We start from the raw sequence: 18,424 nt of genomic DNA, 5'->3' as shown, positions 1-18,424 counted from the left end.
TCTGCTAACACACCAAGTTGGGAAATCATTCAATTAACACTCAACTAACATTGCATATGATAAAGAAATTTTGATTTTTTATTCTTTTGATCACATTTCCATAAGAAAGTACGCGTTTTGCCATCACAAAGGTGAATCCGATCAACATTTTTGATTAAAAAAAAAGTATTCTTTCGCCGACTAATTAAAACCACTATTCGGGGTGAGATACATGTCCAATACGGTCACTGGCGCACAGGAAGTTGCAGCCTCAAAAGAGCAGGGAATCGGCTCAGTCCAATCGCGCGGTTGGGGCAAACAAGACACTACCTGGGTGATCAGCCTGTTCGGCACCGCCGTCGGCGCCGGGATCCTGTTCCTGCCCATCAACGCCGGCATGGGCGGCTTCTGGCCGCTGGTGGTAATGGCGCTGCTGGTCGGTCCCATGACCTACCTGGCTCACCGTGGGCTGGCCCGCTTCGTGCTGTCCTCCAAGAACCCCAATGCCGACATCACCCAGGTGGTGGAAGAGCACTTCGGTATCGGTGCCGGTAAATTAATCACCCTGCTCTACTTCTTCGCCATCTACCCCATCGTGCTGATCTACGGGGTCGGCATCACCAACACGGTGGAAAGCTTCCTGGTCAACCAGCTGCAGATGACGGCGCCCCCGCGCTGGATCCTCTCCATCGTGCTGATCATGGGCATGATGTCGGTCATGCTGGCCGGTGAAAAGCTGATGCTGAAGGTGACCGAGCTGCTGGTATACCCGCTCATCGCCATCCTGGCGGGCATCTCCCTCTACCTGATCCCGGACTGGACCGGTGCCGCCCTGGCCCAGGTGCCGTCCGCCAAAGACTTCACCGTCACCCTGTGGCTGACCATTCCGGTGCTGGTGTTCTCCTTCAACCACAGCCCGGCCATCTCCAGCTTCGCCCTGGCCCAGCGCCGCGATCACGGTGACAATGCGGTCGCCAAGTCCGATGCCATCCTCAAGCGTACCGCGCTCATCCTGCTCGGTTTCGTGATGTTCTTCGTGTTCTCCTGCGTGATGAGCCTGACCCCGGCCCAGCTGGCAGAAGCCAAGTCCCAGAACATCGCCGTGCTCTCCTACCTGGCCAACCAGCATGCGAGCCCGATCATCTCCTACTTCGGTCCGCTGGTTGCCTTCGTCGCCATCGTCTCCTCCTTCTTCGGCCACTATCTGGGTGCCCGTGAAGGTCTGAAGGGCATGATCACCCAGCAGATGCGCAGCAGCGGCAAGCAGCCAAACAGCAAGAAGGTCGAGCTGTTCATCATCGCCTTCTTCATCCTGACCCTGTGGGCCGTGGCCATCATCAACCCCTCGATCCTCGGCATGATCGAATCCCTGGGCGGCCCCATCATCGCCACCATCCTGTTCCTGATGCCGATGTACGCCATCAAGCGCGTCCCCGCCATGGCCAAGTATCAGGGCCAGATCAGCAACGTCTTCGTGGCGACCATGGGGTTGATCGCCATCTCCGCCATCCTCTATCAGCTGGTCGGCTAAACCCGCCGTCGATAGCTAGCCGGATATCAAACAATGCCAGTCGGGAAACCGGCTGGCATTTTTTATGGCGCTCATTCTTGGTTGGCGAAGTATCAGGGCCAGATCAGCAACGTCTTCGTGGCGACCATGGGGTTGATTGCCATCTCCGCCATCCTCTATCAGCTGGTCGGCTAAACCCGCCGTCGATAGCTAGCTGGATAACAAGCAATGCCAGTCGGGAAACCGGCTGGCATTTTTTATGGCGCTCACCCTTGGTTGGCGAAGTATCAGAGCCAGGTCAGCAACGTCCTGGGGCGGCCATGGGGTTGATTGCCATCTCCGCCATCCTCTGCCAGCAGGTCGGTTAAACCCGTCGTCGATAACTAGCCGGATAACAAACAACGCCAGTCGGGAAATCGGCTGGCATTGTTTATGGCGCTCACCCTGGACCGCACTCGGGCAGGTATAGAAGCTTCCCCTCACCTCCCCCACACAGACTCGGTCCAGCACCGGATCGCACCTCTCATCCCCGCGCCGCAGCGTGCTGATTGAGTGCGTAGCTTAGAAGACAAGCTGGCTTGAGGAGATCTGCCACACGCTACGGCATCGGCTGTTCATGGAATACCGCACTCCAGCCTCCAACAACACGCATAAAAAAACGCCCTCCTGAGAGGGCGTTTTCGATGGAACAAGACGTTGCTATCAGGCTTCGCGAGAGAGCCGCGCCGCGCCCTGCTGGGCTTCTTCCTCGGCCATGCAGGCGGCCGCGGTGAACAGCACGTCGGTGGAGCTGTTGAGGGCCGTCTCGGCGGAGTCTTGCAATACCCCGATGATGAAGCCGACCGCCACCACCTGCATGGCGATGTCGTTGCTGATGCCAAACAGGCTGCACGCCAGCGGGATCAGCAGCAGGGAACCACCGGCCACACCGGAGGCGCCACAGGCACTGATGGTGGCGACCACGGAGAGCAGCACGGCGGTCGCCAGATCCACTTCCATCCCCAGGGTGTGCACCGCCGCCATGGAGAGCACTGTGATGGTGATGGCGGCGCCGGCCATGTTGATGGTGGCCCCGAGCGGGATGGAGACAGCATAGGTGTCTTCCGGCAGACGCAGCTTCTCACAAAGCGCCATGTTGACCGGAATGTTGGCGGCGGAGCTGCGGGTGAAGAAGGCGGTCACGCCGCTCTCGCGCAGGCAGGTCAGCACCAGCGGATAGGGGTTGCGCTTGATCTTCCAGAACACGATGAGCGGGTTGACCACGAAGGCGATGAACAGCATGCAGCCGATCAGCACCACCAGCAGCTGGGCATAGCCAAACAGCGCATCGAAGCCGGTCTCGGCCAGGGTCGAGGCGACCAGCCCGAAAATACCGAGGGGCGCGCAGCGGATCACCGCCTTGACGATGGTGGAGACCCCGTGGGAGAGATCGGTGATCACCGCTTTGGTGCTCTCACCGGCGTGACGCATGGCGATGCCAAGGCCGATGGCCCAGGCCAGGATACCGATGTAGTTCGCATCGATCAGCGCCTTGACCGGGTTGGTCACCACGTTGAACAGCAGGGTTTGCAGCACTTCGGTGATGCCACCCGGCGGGGTGATCTCGGCGCTGCTCGCCACCAGATGCAGGTTGGAGGGGAACAGGAAGCTCGCCGCCACCGCCACCACCGCCGCCAGGAAGGTCCCCAGCAGGTAGAGCAGCAGAATTGGCTTCATGTTGGTCTTCTGGCCCTGCTTGTGACCTATGATGGCCGCCATCACCAGCACGAACACCAGCAGCGGGGCGACCGCCTTCAGGGCGCCGACGAACAGGCTACCGAGCAGGCCCGCTGCCTTGGCCCATTCGGGCATCAGCATGGCGAGCAGGATACCGAGTACCAGACCGACCAGGATCTGGCTAACCAGACTGGTGCTGTTGACCAGTCGCATGAGGGGGTGTTGTTGTGTCATCAAATAGTCCCTGGGCACTCTCAAAGTGCGTGAATTATGAGTCCTGTTGGCAATGTCCCCGGGCTGCGTCCCCGTCATGGTGACGGCGATCACGGCTGGCAAACCTTCTGCTGGATCAGTCCAAAACCTGTGGCATTGCGGGCATGGAATATCCCATTTACCGTTGTTTTTGGCTATATAATCACTGAAAAATATCAGGGTTACCTCACAAAAAATCTGCAACAATGCGATAACACAATATCAACTACGGTCAAATTATCGCCATGTCGGCCCCTTCCCCGCCAGAACGGGCAGCAGGAGTGCTATCATGCCGCTCTTTTGTCTGCGCTGGAGCCTTGCCATGATCCCCTCTCTGTTGAACCGCCACTTCGGCTTCGATCGGTTAAGACCCGGTCAGGAGGCGGTGATCAGCCGCCTGCTGGATGGCAAGAGTGCGGCGGCCATCTTCCCGACCGGGGCCGGCAAGTCCCTCTGCTATCAGTTGCCCGCCCTGGCGCTCCCCCACTTGACCCTGGTGATCTCCCCGCTCATCGCGTTGATGCACGATCAACTCGCCTTCCTGCAACGCAAGGGAATTGCCGCCGCCACCCTGGACTCCAGCCAAACGCCGGAGGAGAGCCGCCGGGTGATGCAGCAGGCCAGCGACGGCCAGCTCAAGATCCTGATGATCTCGGTGGAGCGTCTCAAGAACGAGCGCTTTCGTCGCTTTATCGCCCAGATCCCGCTGTCGATGCTGGTGGTGGATGAGGCGCACTGCATCTCGGAATGGGGGCATAACTTTCGCCCCGACTATTTAAAGCTGCCGGCCCATCGCCACGAGCTGAATATTCCTCAGGTGCTGCTGCTCACCGCCACCGCTACCCCGGCGGTCATGGCGGACATGCAGGCCAAGTTCGGCATCGACAAGGAGGATCTGGTGGTGACCGGCTTCTACCGCGCCAATCTGGATCTGGGCGTCATCCCGCTGGCCGGCAGCGCCCGCGACAATTGGCTCAGTGAGGAGCTGCGGCGCGATCCTGCGGCACCCACCATCGTCTACGTCACCCTGCAACACACGGCGCAGCAATGCGCCGAGTTGCTGCAACGGGCGGGGATCCGGGCCTGCGCCTATCATGCCGGGCTGGATCCGACCCTGCGCAGCCAGATCCAGCACGATTTCATGGCCGGCAAGCTGGACAGCATCGTCGCCACCATCGCCTTTGGCATGGGCATCGACAAGGCCGATATCCGACGGGTCATCCACTACGACTTGCCCAAGTCCATCGAGAACTACAGCCAGGAGATAGGCCGCGCCGGACGCGATGGCCTCCCCTCCCGCTGCACTGTGCTGGCCAGCCGCGCCCAGTTGCCGGTGCTGGAGAACTTCGTCTATGGGGATACCCCGGACCGAGCCGCTATCCTGACCCTGCTCGAGATCCTGCGACAGAGCGGCGCCGAGTGGGAATTCAGTCTGCTGCGCCTCTCCAATGACACCAACATCCGTCAACTGCCCCTCAAGACCCTGCTGGTCTATCTGGAGATGGCGGGCGTCATTGCCCCGGCCTACAGCTATTTTGCCGAATATCGCTTCAAGTTCGTGCTGGAAAAGCGAGAGATCCTGGCGCGTTTCAATCCGGATCGGCGCCAGTTCCTGGAGCAGCTGTTTGCTTGTGCCCCCCAGGCGCGCAGCTGGTGCACCATGGACTTCGATGCGCTCTGGCAGGGATATCAGGGAGAAAGATCGCGGGCCGCCGCCGCGCTGGATTATCTGCAGCAGCAGGGCTGGATCGAGCTCGAGAGCAAGCAGATGACGGAGGTATATCGGGTATTGCACCAGGATCTGGTCATAGCGCCGCTGGTGGATCAATTGTACGCCCTGTTCGAGCAGAAAGAGCAGAGCGAGTTGGCCCGGCTGCAGGCCTTGCTCAACTTCTTTACTTCGACCACCTGCCTTAGCCATGAACTGGCCAGCTACTTTGCCGATGAACAGGCGCCGAGCCGCTGCGGGCACTGCTCCGTCTGCCGGGGTGAGATTGCCGTTCTGCCCCCGCTGCCGACGCCGAGCTTGCCCAACGAACAGGGCTTGCGCGCCTGGTGCGATCCGCTGGTAGCGCTGTGCCACAGCAAGGAGCCACGCATCCTGACCCGTTTCCTGTGCGGCATAGCCACCCCCTTAACCACCAGGGTCAAGGCAAAGAGCCTGGCAGGTTTTGGCCAGCTGGCCGCCCATCCCTTCGCCGAGGTGCTGGCGGCGGTATCACGGATCTATGCCGCGACGCCTTGACGATGCACCTTGCCAAGTGCCGAAAAAAGAAGACCCCCGCGGATGCGAGGGTCAAGCCAACGGAAACGTGCTTAAACAGAGCTTAGTATCTGCACAGCAACCACTTTCTTGCTAAAGCGATGACTGCTCGACACAGGGCCAATCTAGAGCAGTCACAATGTAGCGTCAATGTAAAAATTAGAGCTTAAACACCAAACGAAACACATTACGTTAACGTAAGCGTCATATTGCTTTGCCTCCTTTCCTCTCCCATCCTTGCCCCGCCTGCGTTGTCGCGTACACAACGCGGGAAACCCTCCTTTCCCGCATCTACCACACAAACATTTATTTTTTATGTCTTTGACATTTGCATCACTGTCATGGCAAAAATAATTTAACAGTCAGTAACATAGGTATGTCATTGACTGCACCTTCCCGCACAAGGATCGGGAAGCTCCCGCGCAAACTTAAACCAATGATGGCGATGGATTACTGGGGGCTGTTGACTAGGCTTAAGAGGCAAACAGAACAAAAGTAGTGATCCACTCTTTTTCAGGGTAAGCGACTATAACGAGGGCTAAGTTATGGGCATCTTCGAGCACTATCAACAGCGGTATGAGAAAGCCAGAGAGGAGGAGTACAGCATTCAGGAATTCCTGGATATGTGCAAACAGGACAAATCCTGCTACGCCTCCGCCGCCGAACGACTGCTGGTTGCCATCGGCGAACCGGAAATGATCGACACCTCGGTCAATCCGCGCCTCAGCCGCCTGTTTTCCAATCGCGTCGTCGCACGCTATCCCGCTTTCAAAGATTTCTATGGCATGGAAGAAGCCATCGAACAGATCGTCTCCTACCTCAAACACTCAGCCCAGGGGCTGGAAGAGAAGAAGCAGATCCTTTATCTGCTGGGTCCCGTCGGTGGCGGCAAGTCATCCCTGGCTGAGAAGCTCAAGTCTTTGATGCAGAAGGTGCCTATCTATCGTATCAAGGGCTCGCCGGTCAACGATCACCCCTTCTGCCTGTTCGATATCGAGGAAGATGGCGAGATCCTGGAAAAAGAGTACGGCATCCCGCACCGCTACCTGCGCCCCATCATGTCTCCCTGGGCGGCCAAACGGCTGCACGAGTTTGGTGGTGATATAACCAAGTTCAAGGTGGAGAAGGTCAATCCCTCCATTCTGGATCAAATCGCCATCGCCAAGACGGAGCCCGGCGATGACAACAACCAGGATATCTCCTCCCTGGTCGGCAAGGTCGACATCCGCATGCTGGAGCATTACGCCCAGGATGATGCCGATGCCTACTCCTACTCAGGGGCACTCTGTAAGGCGAACCAAGGGATGATGGAGTTTGTGGAGATGTTCAAGGCCCCCATCAAGGTGCTGCATCCTCTGCTGACGGCGACACAAGAGGGCAACTACAACGGCACCGAGGGCCTCTCCGCCCTGCCCTTCGACGGCATCTTGCTAGCCCACTCCAACGAATCCGAATGGCAGCAGTTCCGTAACAACAAGAACAACGAGGCTTTCCTCGACCGGGTCTATATCGTCAAGGTGCCCTACTGCCTGCGCGTCTCGGAAGAGGTGAAGATCTATGAAAAACTGCTGTTCAACAGCGAATTGACCGATGCCAAGTGCGCACCGGGCACCCTTGAGCTGCTGGGTCAGTTCTCCGTGCTGTCGCGCCTGAAAGAGCCGGAAAACTCCAGCCTCTACTCCAAGATGCGGGTCTACGATGGCGAGAGCCTGAAAGACACGGATCCCAAGGCCAAGAGTTATCAGGAGTATCGCGACTATGCCGGCGTGGACGAGGGCATGAACGGCCTGTCAACCCGCTTCGCGTTCAAGATCCTCTCCCGGGTGTTCAACTTCGATCATGCGGAAGTGGCTGCCAACCCGGTACACCTCTTCTATGTGCTGGAGCAGCAGATAGAGCGGGAGCAGTTCCCGCAGGAGCTGCACGATCGCTATCTGGAGTTCATCAAGGGCTATCTGACCCCGCGCTACGTGGAGTTCATCGGCAAGGAGATCCAGACCGCCTACCTCGAATCCTACTCGGAGTACGGGCAGAACATCTTCGATCGCTACGTCACCTATGCCGACTTCTGGATCCAGGATCAGGAATACCGCGATCCGGAAACCGGCCAGCTGTTCGATCGGGCATCCCTCAACAGCGAGCTGGAAAAGATTGAAAAGCCGGCGGGGATCAGCAATCCGAAAGATTTCCGCAACGAAATCGTCAACTTCGTGCTGCGTGCACGGGCTAACAATGCAGGCCGTAACCCCAACTGGACCAGTTACGAGAAGCTGCGCACCGTGATTGAGAAGAAGATGTTCTCCAACACGGAAGAGCTGCTGCCGGTTATCTCCTTCAACAGCAAAACCTCGGCCGAGGAGCAGAAGAAGCACGATAACTTTGTCGAACGGATGATGGAGAAAGGCTACACCCGCAAACAGGTGCGACTGCTCTCCGAATGGTACCTCAGGGTACGCAAGTCATCCTGACCCTGACCAGTTCAAGGGGGAGTTATGGCGCATTTTATCGACCGCAGGCTCAACGGCAAAAACAAAAGCGCTGTCAATCGGCAGCGCTTCATCCGCCGCTACAAGAAGCAGATAAAACAAGCGGTCTCGGATGCTGTCTCCAAACGCAGCATTCAGGACGTGGACAAGGGTGAGAGCATCAGCATCCCGACCAAGGACATCGGCGAACCCCATTTCCATCAGGGACAAGGTGGCAAGCGGGAGATGGTGCACCCCGGCAACGATCAATTCGTCTCTGGCGACAAGATTGACCGCCCCAAGGGAGGGGGCGGTGGTCAGGGTGGTGGCGAAGGCCAAGCCTCGGATCAGGGGGAAGGGGCGGACGACTTCGTGTTCCAGATCTCCAAAGATGAGTATCTGGATCTGCTGTTTGAAGATCTGGAACTGCCGCGGCTGCAAAAAACCCAGCTCAACCAGCTGATGGAGATGAAAACCTACCGGGCGGGCTACACCTCCAACGGGGTGCCGGCCAACATCAACGTGGTGCGTTCACTGCAAAACTCGCTGGCACGGCGCATGGCCTTGCAGGCTGGCAAGAAGCGTCTGCTGCGCGAGCTGGAAGAGCGGCTCGCCCTGCTCGCCTGTGAGCCCAACGATCACTTTGCCGAGATGGCACAACTCGAGAAGGAGATCCGTGAACTGAAACGGCGGATCGATGCCGTGCCCTTCATCGACACCTTCGATCTCAAGTTCAACAACTTCGTCAAACGGCCCGTCCCCTCCAGCCAGGCGGTGATGTTCTGCCTGATGGACGTATCGGGCTCCATGGATCAGGCCACCAAGGAGATGGCCAAACGCTTCTATATCCTGCTCTATCTGTTCCTGAGCCGGACCTACAAGAACGTGGAGGTGGTCTATATACGCCACCACACCCAGGCCAAGGAGGTGGACGAGCACGAGTTCTTCTACTCCCAGGAAACCGGCGGCACCATAGTCTCCAGCGCGCTCAAGATGATGAACGACATCATCAACGAACGTTACCCCGCCAATCAGTGGAACATCTATGCGGCGCAAGCCTCGGATGGGGATAACTGGGCCGATGACTCGCCGCAATGTCGGGAGATCCTGATGCGCGACATCATGCCGAGGGTGCGTTACTACTCCTATATCGAGATCACCACCCGCGCCCACCAGACCCTGTGGCACGAATACGAGTCTGTGGCCGGTCAATTCCCCCACTTCGCGATGGAACACATTCGCAAGGTTGAGGACATCTATCCGGTCTTCCGGGAGCTGTTCAAGAAGCAAGCGGCTTGAGGGACGTCATATGGTAGAAACCGCGAGAAAAATAGCGCCGCTGGACGATGGTCCTGACTGGAACTTCGATCTGCTGGAAACCTATCACCAGGAGATTGCCCGGGTCGCCAGGTTTTACAAGCTGGATACCTACCCCAACCAGATAGAGGTGATCACCGCCGAGCAGATGATGGATGCCTACTCCAGCGTGGGCATGCCCATCGGCTATCAGCACTGGTCGTTTGGCAAGCGCTTCATCCATACCGAGCGCAACTACAAACGCGGCCAGATGGGGCTGGCGTATGAAATCGTCATCAACTCGGAACCCTGCATCGCCTATCTGATGGAAGAGAACACCATGCCGATGCAGGCCCTGGTGATGGCCCACGCCTGCTATGGCCACAACTCTTTCTTCAAGAATAATTACCTGTTCAAGGCTTGGAGTGACGCCTCCTCCATCATCGACTATCTGCTGTTTGCCAAAAACTACATCACCGAATGCGAGGAAAAACACGGCATCGATGCGGTCGAGCGGCTGCTCGACTCCTGCCACGCCCTGATGAACTTCGGGGTGGATCGCTACAAGCGGCCCCAGAAGATCTCGCTGGCAGAAGAGAAACGACGCCAGAAAGCGCGGGAAGACTACCTGCAGACCCAGGTCAACGAGCTGTGGCGCACCCTGCCCAAGCAACACAAGGCCTCCGGCGTCGAGGACAGACGCTATCCCCCTGAGCCACAGGAGAACATCCTCTACTTCATAGAGAAAAACGCGCCATTACTCGAACCTTGGCAGCGCGAAATAGTGCGAATAGTGAGAAAAATCAGTCAATACTTCTATCCACAGAAGCAGACCCAGGTGATGAACGAGGGATGGGCCACCTTCTGGCACTACAGCATCCTCAATCATCTCTATGACGAGGGGAAGCTCAGCGATCGCTTCATGATAGAGGTGCTGCACAGCCACACCAATGTGGTGTATCAGCCCCCCTACAACAGCCGCTACTACTCCGGCATCAACCCCTACGCCTTGGGTTTTGCCATGTTCACCGATTTGCGCCGCATCTGTGAGCACCCCACCGAGGAGGACAGATACTGGTTCCCCGACTATGCCGGGACCAACTGGGTCGAGACCCTGCACTTCGCCATGCAGAACTTCAAGGACGAGAGCTTCATCAGTCAGTTCCTGAGCCCCAAGGTGATGCGCGACATGAAGCTGTTTGCCATCGATGACGACGATCTGAAGAACTACCTCAAGGTGTCGGCCATTCATAACGAGGAGGGTTATCGGATGGTGCGCAGCGCCCTGTCCGCCCAATACAACCTGAGTAATCTGGAGCCCAACATTCAGGTCTACAACGTGGCTGTGAAAGGTGATCGTTCTCTCACCCTTCGCTATGTCCCTCACAACCGGATCCCCCTTGGCGAGTCGCGCCACGAGGTACTCAAACACCTGCATCAGCTGTGGGGGTTTGATGTGATTTTGGAGCAAGACAACGGGGAGCTGCCCGCCGACATCATAGGGCGCTGCCCGGAGCGCAAGGTGAGTAGTTGACATCGAGGCATAAAAAAACGCGCCAGATGGCGCGTTTTTTCTTTGCGTAAAGGACTCAATTATCGCACAGGTTGCTCGGCATATCCTGGCGCAGACGGGTCCACAACTTGCCAGATTCGATGCCGTACTGGCGCACCGTCATGAACACGGCCTCGTGGTTCTTGGTCTCAGCCAGACCCAGCAGCGTCTTGTAATAGGCGTCTGCCGTCTCACGAGCCTGCTTGTCTGAGAAGTAGTAACGACCGACTCGGCTATACAACCCCTTGAAACCGTTCAGGATCAGGGCGTAGATAGGGTTACCTGAGGCAAACGAGAGCTGATGATGCAGACGATAATCGAACTCCGCATAAGCTTCCGGTGAGTTTTCCACCCCTTGTGCCGCGCGCAAGATCTCGGCCGCCTGCTCGGGGTTATTGCGAATGGCACCGCGAATAAAGATGGTGCAGATGTTGGTACGGGCAGACAGCAGCTGCGCCACCAGATCCGGTACCTTGTCCTGATCGAGGCGTGCCAGGGTCTCCAGAATATTGAGGCCCGAGGTTTCCCAGAAATTGTTGACCTTGGTCGGTTTGCCGTGCTGGATGGTGAGCCAGCCATCACGGGCAAGACGCTGCAGCACTTCGCGCAAGGTGGTACGAGTCACGCCAATCAGCTCGGACAGTTCGCGCTCCGCCGGCAGAATGGATCCAGGAGGAAAGCGATTGTTCCAGATGGACTCGATGATGTATTCCTCGGCAAACCCTGCGGGGCTCTGCGCTTTTATGACCATGTAGTGACTCTGTTGTAGTGCGTAAAAAGGCTCACGAATAATAGCAAAGCCGGTCATGCTAGCAAGCAGAAGGTCAGTCCTCTGCTCACATTAACCCGATCTTTTTGTTAAAAAGTTGTATATAAAAACGCAATGGGTTTCAGCCAAGACTGGTTTGTGGCGATAAAAACGCCTCTCGGCTGGGCAATCACCACCACCTTTATTTATAGTTATCGCTCCCTTGATTAAAATCATGTGTAATCAATTTGATAAGGGTGACTATCCGGATGTTCGGGTCGGGTATGGCTCGACTGCATAGACGCAGATACCAACAACAGAAACAGAGAACCATCATCATGCCAATCAGCCTAGGGCGCGCGTTTGCAAAGAATTTTTTGGGCAATGCCCCTCAGTGGTACAAGCTTGCCATCGCCTCATTCCTGCTGATCAACCCGATCGTCTTCCACTATGATCCTTTCCTGGCCGGCTGGTTACTGGTTGTCGAATTCATCTTCACCCTGGCCATGGCGCTCAAATGCTACCCATTGCAACCCGGCGGCCTGCTCGCCATTGAAGCCGTGCTCATCGGCATGACCTCGGCCAACCAGGTCAAGCATGAACTGGTAGCCAATATCGAGGTGCTGCTGCTGCTGGTATTCATGGTGGCGGGCATCTACTTCATGAAGCAGTTGCTGCTCTATGTCTTCACCAAGATGTTGGTCCGCATCCATTCCAAGACGCTGCTGTCCCTCGCATTTTGTCTGGTCTCGGCCTTCCTGTCCGCCTTCCTCGATGCCCTCACCGTGATCGCCGTGGTGATCAGCGTCGCCACCGGTTTCTACGCCATCTATCACAAGGTGGCCTCACGGGATGAGTCCGGCAGCCTGCACGACGATGACAACGGCCTCGATGAGCCAAGCCGCCAGCACCTGAACGAGTTTCGCGCCTTCCTGCGCAGCCTGATGATGCATGCCGCCATAGGTACCGCACTGGGAGGCGTCTGCACCCTGGTGGGCGAGCCACAAAACCTCATCATAGGCGAGCAGGCTGGCTGGCATTTCGGGGAGTTCGCCATCCGCATGGCACCTGTGACCATACCCGTGTTCATCTGTGGCCTGCTGACTTGCGTGCTGGTGGAGAAGTTCCGCTGGTTTGGCTATGGCACCAAGCTGCCAGAGCCGGTGCGCCGCATCATGGAAGCTTACGAGCGTGACGAAGACGCGCAGCGCTCCCCCCAGGAGAAGGCCAAGCTGATCGTGCAGGCCCTGATCGCCCTCTGGCTGATCATGGGTCTCGCGCTGCACCTGGCGGCCGTGGGCCTGATCGGCCTGAGCGTCATCGTGCTGGCGACCTCTTTCACCGGCATCACCGAGGAGCACGCCCTCGGCAAGGCGTTCCACGAGGCCCTGCCCTTCACCGCGCTGCTCACCGTCTTCTTCAGCGTGGTGGCGGTGATCATAGATCAACAGCTGTTCAAGCCGGTGATCCAGTGGGTGCTCGCCGCCAAGCCAGAGGACCAGCTCGCTCTCTTCTATCTGGCGAACGGCCTGCTCTCCATGGTCAGCGACAACGTCTTCGTCGGCACCGTCTACATCAACGAGGTGAAGACGGCCCTGCTCAATGGCGCCATCAGCCGTGAGCAATTCGATCTGCTGGCGGTGGCTATCAACACCGGCACCAATCTGCCGTCGGTCGCCACCCCCAACGGTCAGGCGGCTTTCCTGTTCATGTTGACCTCGGCCCTGGCCCCCTTGCTGCGGCTCTCTTACGGCCGCATGGTCTGGATGGCCCTGCCCTACACCCTGGTGCTGGGACTGGTTGGCTTCTTCGCGGTGGAACAACTGCTCGCTCCTGCCACGGAATGGTTCTACCAGGCCGGCTGGTTGATGCAGAGCGGCACCCTGCCAACCCCAGTCCCCCTGTCACACTGATGATGGAAGGGTCCTCGCGGACCCTTTCTTTTTACATCCGGCTCTGCTCTAATTCAGCCACTGTTTTCTCTGTGAGATCAATCAGATGATCGAATTTCTTCGCCGTATTGCCAGCCATCGACTGGCCTGGGGATTACTGGCCGCTTCCGCTCTGTCTTTCGAGCTGTGTGCCCTCTTCTTCCAGCATGTGCTGGGCTTGCACCCCTGTGTCATGTGTATCTATGAACGGATCGCCATCCTGGGGGTGATCGCGGCCGGCCTGCTCGGCATGGTGGCGCCCCAGAAATGGTATGTCCGTTGGAGTGCGATGCTGCTGTGGGGCTATAGCGCCTTCTGGGGCCTGAAACTGGCGCTCAAGCATGTTGATTACCAGCTGAACCCCTCCCCCTTCAACGTCTGCGAAGGCTTCGTCGACTTCCCGAGCTGGGCGCCGCTCGATCAGTGGATCCCCTGGCTGTTTTATCCGGATGGCGATTGCAGCGAGATCAGCTGGCAGTTCCTCAGCTTCTCCATGCCCCAGTGGTTGATCGTCATCTTCGCCGCCTACCTACTGGTGTTTGTGGTGGTGGCCGTCGGCAACCTGATCAAGGGTCGTTGCTGCAACTGATGCCCTCGACAGAGACGAAAAAGGGAGCCAACGGCTCCCTTTTCTTTGCCCGATCTACGGCTCGATATGACTCAGCACTAGGCTCAGTTTCTCCCCGCCACCCCTCACTAGGCTGGCAGCCATCTTCACCGCCTATCTGCTGGCGTTTGTGATGATGGCCATCGGCAATCTGGTCAAGGACAGTAGCCGCAACTGATGCATTCGACAGCGATGAAAAAGGGAGCCACTGGCTCCCTTTCTTATGATTTTTTGTTGCCCGTGATCTCAGGGCTTGTCGGCACCGCGCCTCGCCTTCACCATGCCGATGACCATGGGCAACAGCGAGATCAGGATGATGCCGAAGATGAGCAGCGTGAAGTTCTGGCGCACCACCGGCAAGTTGCCGAAGAAGTGGCCCGCATAGACGAAGCTGATGACCCACAGCAGGGCCCCCACCAGGTTGAATGCCAAGAAGCGTGGGTAGGTCATGGCCCCCATGCCCGCCACGAAGGGGGCGAAGGTACGCACTATCGGCATGAAGCGGGTGATGATGATGGTCTTGCCACCGTGCTTGGCATAGAAGGCGTGGGTCTTGTCCAGATAATCCCGGCGGAAGATCTTGGAGTCCGGATTGCGGAACAGCTGCTCACCGAAGAAGTGACCTATGGTGTAGTTCACCACATTGCCGAGCACCGCGGCGACGATCAGCACGGCCGCCAGGGTGTGCACATCCAACACGCTCCCCACGGTGAGCGCGCCGGCGGCAAACAGCAGAGAGTCGCCGGGCAGGAAGGGGGTCACCACCAAGCCGGTTTCACAGAAGATGATGAGGAACAGGATGGCGTACACCCAGACACCATAGTTTTCAAACAGCTCTTTCAGATGCACGTCGACGTGCAGCACAAAGTCAATCGCGAACAGGATCAGATCCATTTATTTATACCCATGAAGTGAACGGCGAGGAGTCTACGCCAATGGCTTGCGTGCCACAATCAGCGGCGCCCGTGCCCAGCCGGAAAATCTGGCCCATGCAGCCCGAGCGCCCTTCCCTGACATAAAGAGGGATGCAAAGGCTCTCTTTATTCCCGCGCATCCAGCCCCCGCCTGACCTCGGCGGGCAGACAGGACTCCCAGCCCCAGAGCAGCAACAGCAGCAGGCTGATGTCATCGAACCAGCCAAACAGCGGCACCACGTCCGGGATGAGATCCACCGGGCTGATGCCGTAGATCAGGATGAGGATCACCAGCCCCTTGGCCCACCAGGGGGTGGCCGGGTGGCGAAAGCCAAAATAGAGGCGACGCAGCCGCCGCCAGATGAGCCAGTGTTTTTTACTCAACGTTTGTTACTCAACTCTCGATCAACTCGCTGCGCAGCCGCTGGATCTGATCCCGCATGGCCGCCGCCTGCTCGAACTCCAGGTCCCGCGCATGCTGGAACATCTGCTCTTCCATCCGCTTGATCTCCTTGGCGATCTCGCTGGCGGAGCGGACATGGTATTCCCCTTGCGGCTCGGCCGCCTTGCGACTGCCTCTCCCCGCTTTGCCGGCAGTGCGGCTGGCCCCCATGTCCATCACATCGCTTACCGACTTGTTGAGGCCCGTCGGCGTGATGCCGTGCTCGAGGTTGTGGGCATGCTGGAGGGCACGGCGCCGCTCCGTCTCCTCGATGGCCACCTTCATGGAGTTGGTGATGGTATCGCCGTACAAGATGACCTTGCCGTTGAGGTTGCGAGCCGCCCGGCCTATGGTCTGGATCAGCGATCGGGTAGAACGCAGGAAGCCCTCCTTGTCCGCATCCAGGATGGCCACCAGCGACACCTCCGGCATGTCGAGCCCTTCCCGCAGCAGGTTGATGCCCACCAGCACGTCGAACTTGCCGAGCCGCAAGTCGCGAATGATCTCCACCCGTTCGACGGTGTCGATGTCCGAGTGCAGGTAGCGCACCCGTACGTCGTGATCCGCCAGGTATTCGGTCAAGTCTTCCGCCATCCGCTTGGTGAGGGTGGTGACCAGCACCCGCTCCTCCACCGCAACCCGCAGCCGGATCTCGGACAGCAGATCGTCCACCTGGGTGGTCACCGGACGCACCTCGATCTCGGGATCGAGCAGACCGGTCGGGCGCACCACCTGCTGCACCACGTCGCCGCCGGACTTCTCCAGCTCGTAAGGGCCAGGGGTAGCCGAGACAAACACCGTCTGCGGCATCAGCGCCTCGAATTCGTCGAACTTGAGCGGCCGGTTATCCAGCGCCGAAGGCAACCGGAAGCCGTACTCCACCAGGGTTTCCTTGCGGGATCTGTCGCCCTTGAACATGGCGCCGATCTGCGGCACCGTGACGTGGGACTCGTCGATGATGAGCAGACCATCCCCCGGCAGGTAGTCAAACAGGGTGGGAGGCGGCTCGCCGGGGGCGCGCCCCGACAGATAGCGACTGTAGTTCTCGATGCCGGAGCAGTAGCCGAGCTCCTGCATCATCTCGATGTCGAACTGGGTGCGCTGGCTGATGCGCTGCTCCTCCACCAGCTTGTTGAGGGAGAGCAGCTGCTCACGGCGTCCCTTGAGCTCTTCCTTGATGTGGTCGATGGCACCCAGGATGGTCTCGCGCGGCGTGGCGTAGTGGGTTTTGGGGTAGATGGTGTAGCGCACCACCGTCTGCTCGATGGCGCCGGTCAGGGGATCGAACTGGGAGAGCCGCTCCACTTCCTCGTCGAACAGCTCCACCCGCAGGGCCAGCTTGTCCGATTCTGCGGGGTAGATGTCGATCACCTCCCCCCGCACCCGGAAGGTGCCACGGCTGAAGGCCACATCGTTGCGGGTATATTGCAGCTCGGCTAGGCGGCGCAGAATGTCCCGCTGGTTGATCACATCCCCGACTTTGAGGTGCAGCATCATGCTGAGATAGGCCTGGGGGTCTCCGAGGCCATAGATGGCCGACACCGAGGCGACGATCACCACGTCCCGCCGCTCCAGCAGCGCCTTGGTGGCCGACAACCGCATCTGCTCGATGTGATCGTTGATGGAGGCATCCTTCTCGATGAAGGTGTCCGTGGTCGGTACATAGGCCTCGGGCTGGTAGTAGTCGTAATAGGAGACGAAGTACTCCACCGAGTTCTCGGGGAAGAACTCCTTCATCTCCCCATAGAGCTGGGCCGCCAGCGTCTTGTTCGGCGCCAGTATCATGGTGGGTCTATTGAGGGTGGCGATCACGTTGGCCATGGTAAAGGTCTTGCCCGAGCCGGTGACCCCGAGCAGGGTCTGATGGGCGAGCCCGGATTCGATGCCATCGAGCAGCCGAGCGATCGCCGCGGGCTGATCCCCCGCCGGTTCAAACTGGCTGGCCAACTGAAATAACTTGCTCATCACGACTCCCGGCAAAAAACAGCAAGTGAGCAGTGTACCCCGAGTTGCCGGGCCTGGGTATCCACTCGACCTGCCCAGCAGGCTATTGACCTCGAAAAGCGAGCTCTGTATAGTGCGTCTCCTTGCCTGATGTTCCCCCGTAGTTCAGTCGGTAGAACGGCGGACTGTTAATCCGTATGTCACTGGTTCAAGTCCAGTCGGGGGAGCCAATCTCCTCACCACCTCGGTGCAAGTTATCCACTTTAGTGCTTTCCTCTGCCAATTTTAATGCACAAGCCGTCTCTCACGGCGACACTCCCATTTGATCCCCCTCTCCCGAGCGACAGCGTTTTCTGCTGTTGCATATAACTATATGATTTTTATAGGAACATTTTTTTACCGGTATTTTTTGAACAGCGCTTGCACCCCAGCATTGGCGCGGCCTACAGCCTGATCGCCAAGTTTCATTAACAGGGTTATCCACAGATTCTGTGGGTAAGTGCGTCAAAGCCAAGAGGCGCCTAGGTTGGCAGCGATTGTCTCCGCTTTGGCAAGACGAAACGTCTCGCTCCCCATTTTCTGCTGTTTTTCCCCTCCCCCCTAAATGGGGCCAATGCTGGCATTCAGAGCCCTCTGTCCCGGACTTTTTTTCGCCATGCCCCGTGCCATGGGTCACCCACTAGCAGGCAGGGAAAAGGGCTCCTTCATGGCCTTTCTACCCAACCAGTCAAAAATGCTGAAAAGCATGCTCAGTTGCGCCCCAGGCAGCAGGTAATAAATTGTCCACAGGGGCCGGGCGCCCTCG

12 protein-coding genes and 1 tRNA gene are annotated in these 18,424 nt (G+C 58.2%); 8 read left to right on the top strand and 5 right to left on the bottom strand.

The features are described from left to right. Positions 1–211: 211 nt before the first annotated feature. Positions 212–1,510, top strand: coding sequence for a serine/threonine transporter (locus BN1124_RS00290; protein ID WP_042638037.1), 1,299 nt, complete (start codon positions 212–214; stop codon positions 1,508–1,510). A gap of 681 nt (positions 1,511–2,191) precedes the next feature. Here BN1124_RS00290 and sstT read toward each other — a convergent pair. Beyond that, positions 2,192–3,439: a serine/threonine transporter SstT gene (sstT, locus tag BN1124_RS00285; RefSeq protein WP_042638035.1), complete on the bottom strand. Its 1,248-nt coding sequence runs from the start codon at positions 3,437–3,439 to the stop codon at positions 2,192–2,194. Between the two features lie 340 nt (positions 3,440–3,779). On the opposite strand from sstT, the gene BN1124_RS00280 reads away from it, so the two are divergent. The 4 genes from BN1124_RS00280 to BN1124_RS00265 all read left to right on the top strand — a co-directional run bounded on the left by BN1124_RS00280 (position 3,780) and on the right by BN1124_RS00265 (position 11,015). Then, positions 3,780–5,702: a RecQ family ATP-dependent DNA helicase gene (locus tag BN1124_RS00280; protein WP_042638913.1), complete on the top strand. Its 1,923-nt coding sequence runs from the start codon at positions 3,780–3,782 to the stop codon at positions 5,700–5,702. Between the two features lie 563 nt (positions 5,703–6,265). Then, on the top strand, positions 6,266–8,188 hold the full coding sequence (locus tag BN1124_RS00275) for a PrkA family serine protein kinase (RefSeq protein ID WP_042638034.1): 1,923 nt from the start codon (positions 6,266–6,268) through the stop codon (positions 8,186–8,188). Between the two features lie 24 nt (positions 8,189–8,212). Further along, positions 8,213–9,484, top strand: a complete 1,272-nt coding sequence (locus BN1124_RS00270; RefSeq protein WP_042638032.1) for a YeaH/YhbH family protein — start codon at positions 8,213–8,215, stop codon at positions 9,482–9,484. A gap of 10 nt (positions 9,485–9,494) precedes the next feature. Further along, positions 9,495–11,015, top strand: coding sequence for a SpoVR family protein (locus BN1124_RS00265; protein ID WP_042638030.1), 1,521 nt, complete (start codon positions 9,495–9,497; stop codon positions 11,013–11,015). A 55-nt stretch (positions 11,016–11,070) separates the two neighbouring features. Here the strand turns inward: BN1124_RS00265 and fadR are convergent, their stop codons facing one another. Further along, positions 11,071–11,784, bottom strand: coding sequence for a fatty acid metabolism transcriptional regulator FadR (gene fadR / locus BN1124_RS00260; protein ID WP_042638027.1), 714 nt, complete (start codon positions 11,782–11,784; stop codon positions 11,071–11,073). A gap of 335 nt (positions 11,785–12,119) precedes the next feature. On the opposite strand from fadR, the gene nhaB reads away from it, so the two are divergent. Together nhaB and dsbB are read left to right on the top strand one after the other, a co-directional pair. Then, complete coding sequence (nhaB, locus tag BN1124_RS00255) at positions 12,120–13,694, top strand: Na(+)/H(+) antiporter NhaB (protein ID WP_042638025.1); 1,575 nt, start codon at positions 12,120–12,122, stop codon at positions 13,692–13,694. An 85-nt stretch (positions 13,695–13,779) separates the two neighbouring features. Further along, positions 13,780–14,301 (top strand): disulfide bond formation protein DsbB, encoded by a 522-nt coding sequence (gene dsbB / locus BN1124_RS00250; protein WP_042638023.1) that lies wholly within the window; start codon positions 13,780–13,782, stop codon positions 14,299–14,301. A gap of 264 nt (positions 14,302–14,565) precedes the next feature. Here the strand turns inward: dsbB and BN1124_RS00245 are convergent, their stop codons facing one another. The 3 genes from BN1124_RS00245 to uvrB all read right to left on the bottom strand — a co-directional run bounded on the left by BN1124_RS00245 (position 14,566) and on the right by uvrB (position 17,640). Further along, positions 14,566–15,213 carry a DedA family protein gene (locus tag BN1124_RS00245; RefSeq protein WP_042638021.1) on the bottom strand — a complete coding sequence of 216 codons (648 nt, stop codon included), beginning with the start codon at positions 15,211–15,213 and terminating at the stop codon, positions 14,566–14,568. A gap of 146 nt (positions 15,214–15,359) precedes the next feature. Continuing rightward, positions 15,360–15,617 carry a YkvA family protein gene (locus BN1124_RS00240; protein ID WP_042638019.1) on the bottom strand — a complete coding sequence of 86 codons (258 nt, stop codon included), beginning with the start codon at positions 15,615–15,617 and terminating at the stop codon, positions 15,360–15,362. A gap of 10 nt (positions 15,618–15,627) precedes the next feature. Continuing rightward, positions 15,628–17,640, bottom strand: coding sequence for an excinuclease ABC subunit UvrB (gene uvrB / locus BN1124_RS00235; protein ID WP_042638017.1), 2,013 nt, complete (start codon positions 17,638–17,640; stop codon positions 15,628–15,630). A 133-nt stretch (positions 17,641–17,773) separates the two neighbouring features. Between uvrB and BN1124_RS00230 the strand changes: the two genes are divergently transcribed. Then, positions 17,774–17,849: transfer RNA gene (locus BN1124_RS00230), tRNA-Asn, on the top strand. Positions 17,850–18,424: the final 575 nt, after the last annotated feature.

The organism is Aeromonas eucrenophila (assembly GCF_000819865.1).
GTDB lineage: Bacteria > Pseudomonadota > Gammaproteobacteria > Enterobacterales > Aeromonadaceae > Aeromonas > Aeromonas eucrenophila.
Note: the sequence above shows the minus strand (reverse complement) of the source record. Positions and strands in the feature narration are given on the sequence as shown.

Coding starts and splice junctions, on each gene's coding strand:
- nhaB (WP_042638025.1), top strand. CDS start 12,120: ATGCCAATCAGCCTAGGGCGCGCGTTTGCAAAGAATTTTTTGGGCAAT.
- BN1124_RS00265 (WP_042638030.1), top strand. CDS start 9,495: ATGGTAGAAACCGCGAGAAAAATAGCGCCGCTGGACGATGGTCCTGAC.
- BN1124_RS00275 (WP_042638034.1), top strand. CDS start 6,266: ATGGGCATCTTCGAGCACTATCAACAGCGGTATGAGAAAGCCAGAGAG.
- sstT (WP_042638035.1), bottom strand. CDS start 3,439: ATGACACAACAACACCCCCTCATGCGACTGGTCAACAGCACCAGTCTG.
- BN1124_RS00270 (WP_042638032.1), top strand. CDS start 8,213: ATGGCGCATTTTATCGACCGCAGGCTCAACGGCAAAAACAAAAGCGCT.
- BN1124_RS00245 (WP_042638021.1), bottom strand. CDS start 15,213: ATGGATCTGATCCTGTTCGCGATTGACTTTGTGCTGCACGTCGACGTG.
- BN1124_RS00290 (WP_042638037.1), top strand. CDS start 212: ATGTCCAATACGGTCACTGGCGCACAGGAAGTTGCAGCCTCAAAAGAG.
- uvrB (WP_042638017.1), bottom strand. CDS start 17,640: ATGAGCAAGTTATTTCAGTTGGCCAGCCAGTTTGAACCGGCGGGGGAT.
- BN1124_RS00280 (WP_042638913.1), top strand. CDS start 3,780: ATGATCCCCTCTCTGTTGAACCGCCACTTCGGCTTCGATCGGTTAAGA.
- dsbB (WP_042638023.1), top strand. CDS start 13,780: ATGATCGAATTTCTTCGCCGTATTGCCAGCCATCGACTGGCCTGGGGA.
- fadR (WP_042638027.1), bottom strand. CDS start 11,784: ATGGTCATAAAAGCGCAGAGCCCCGCAGGGTTTGCCGAGGAATACATC.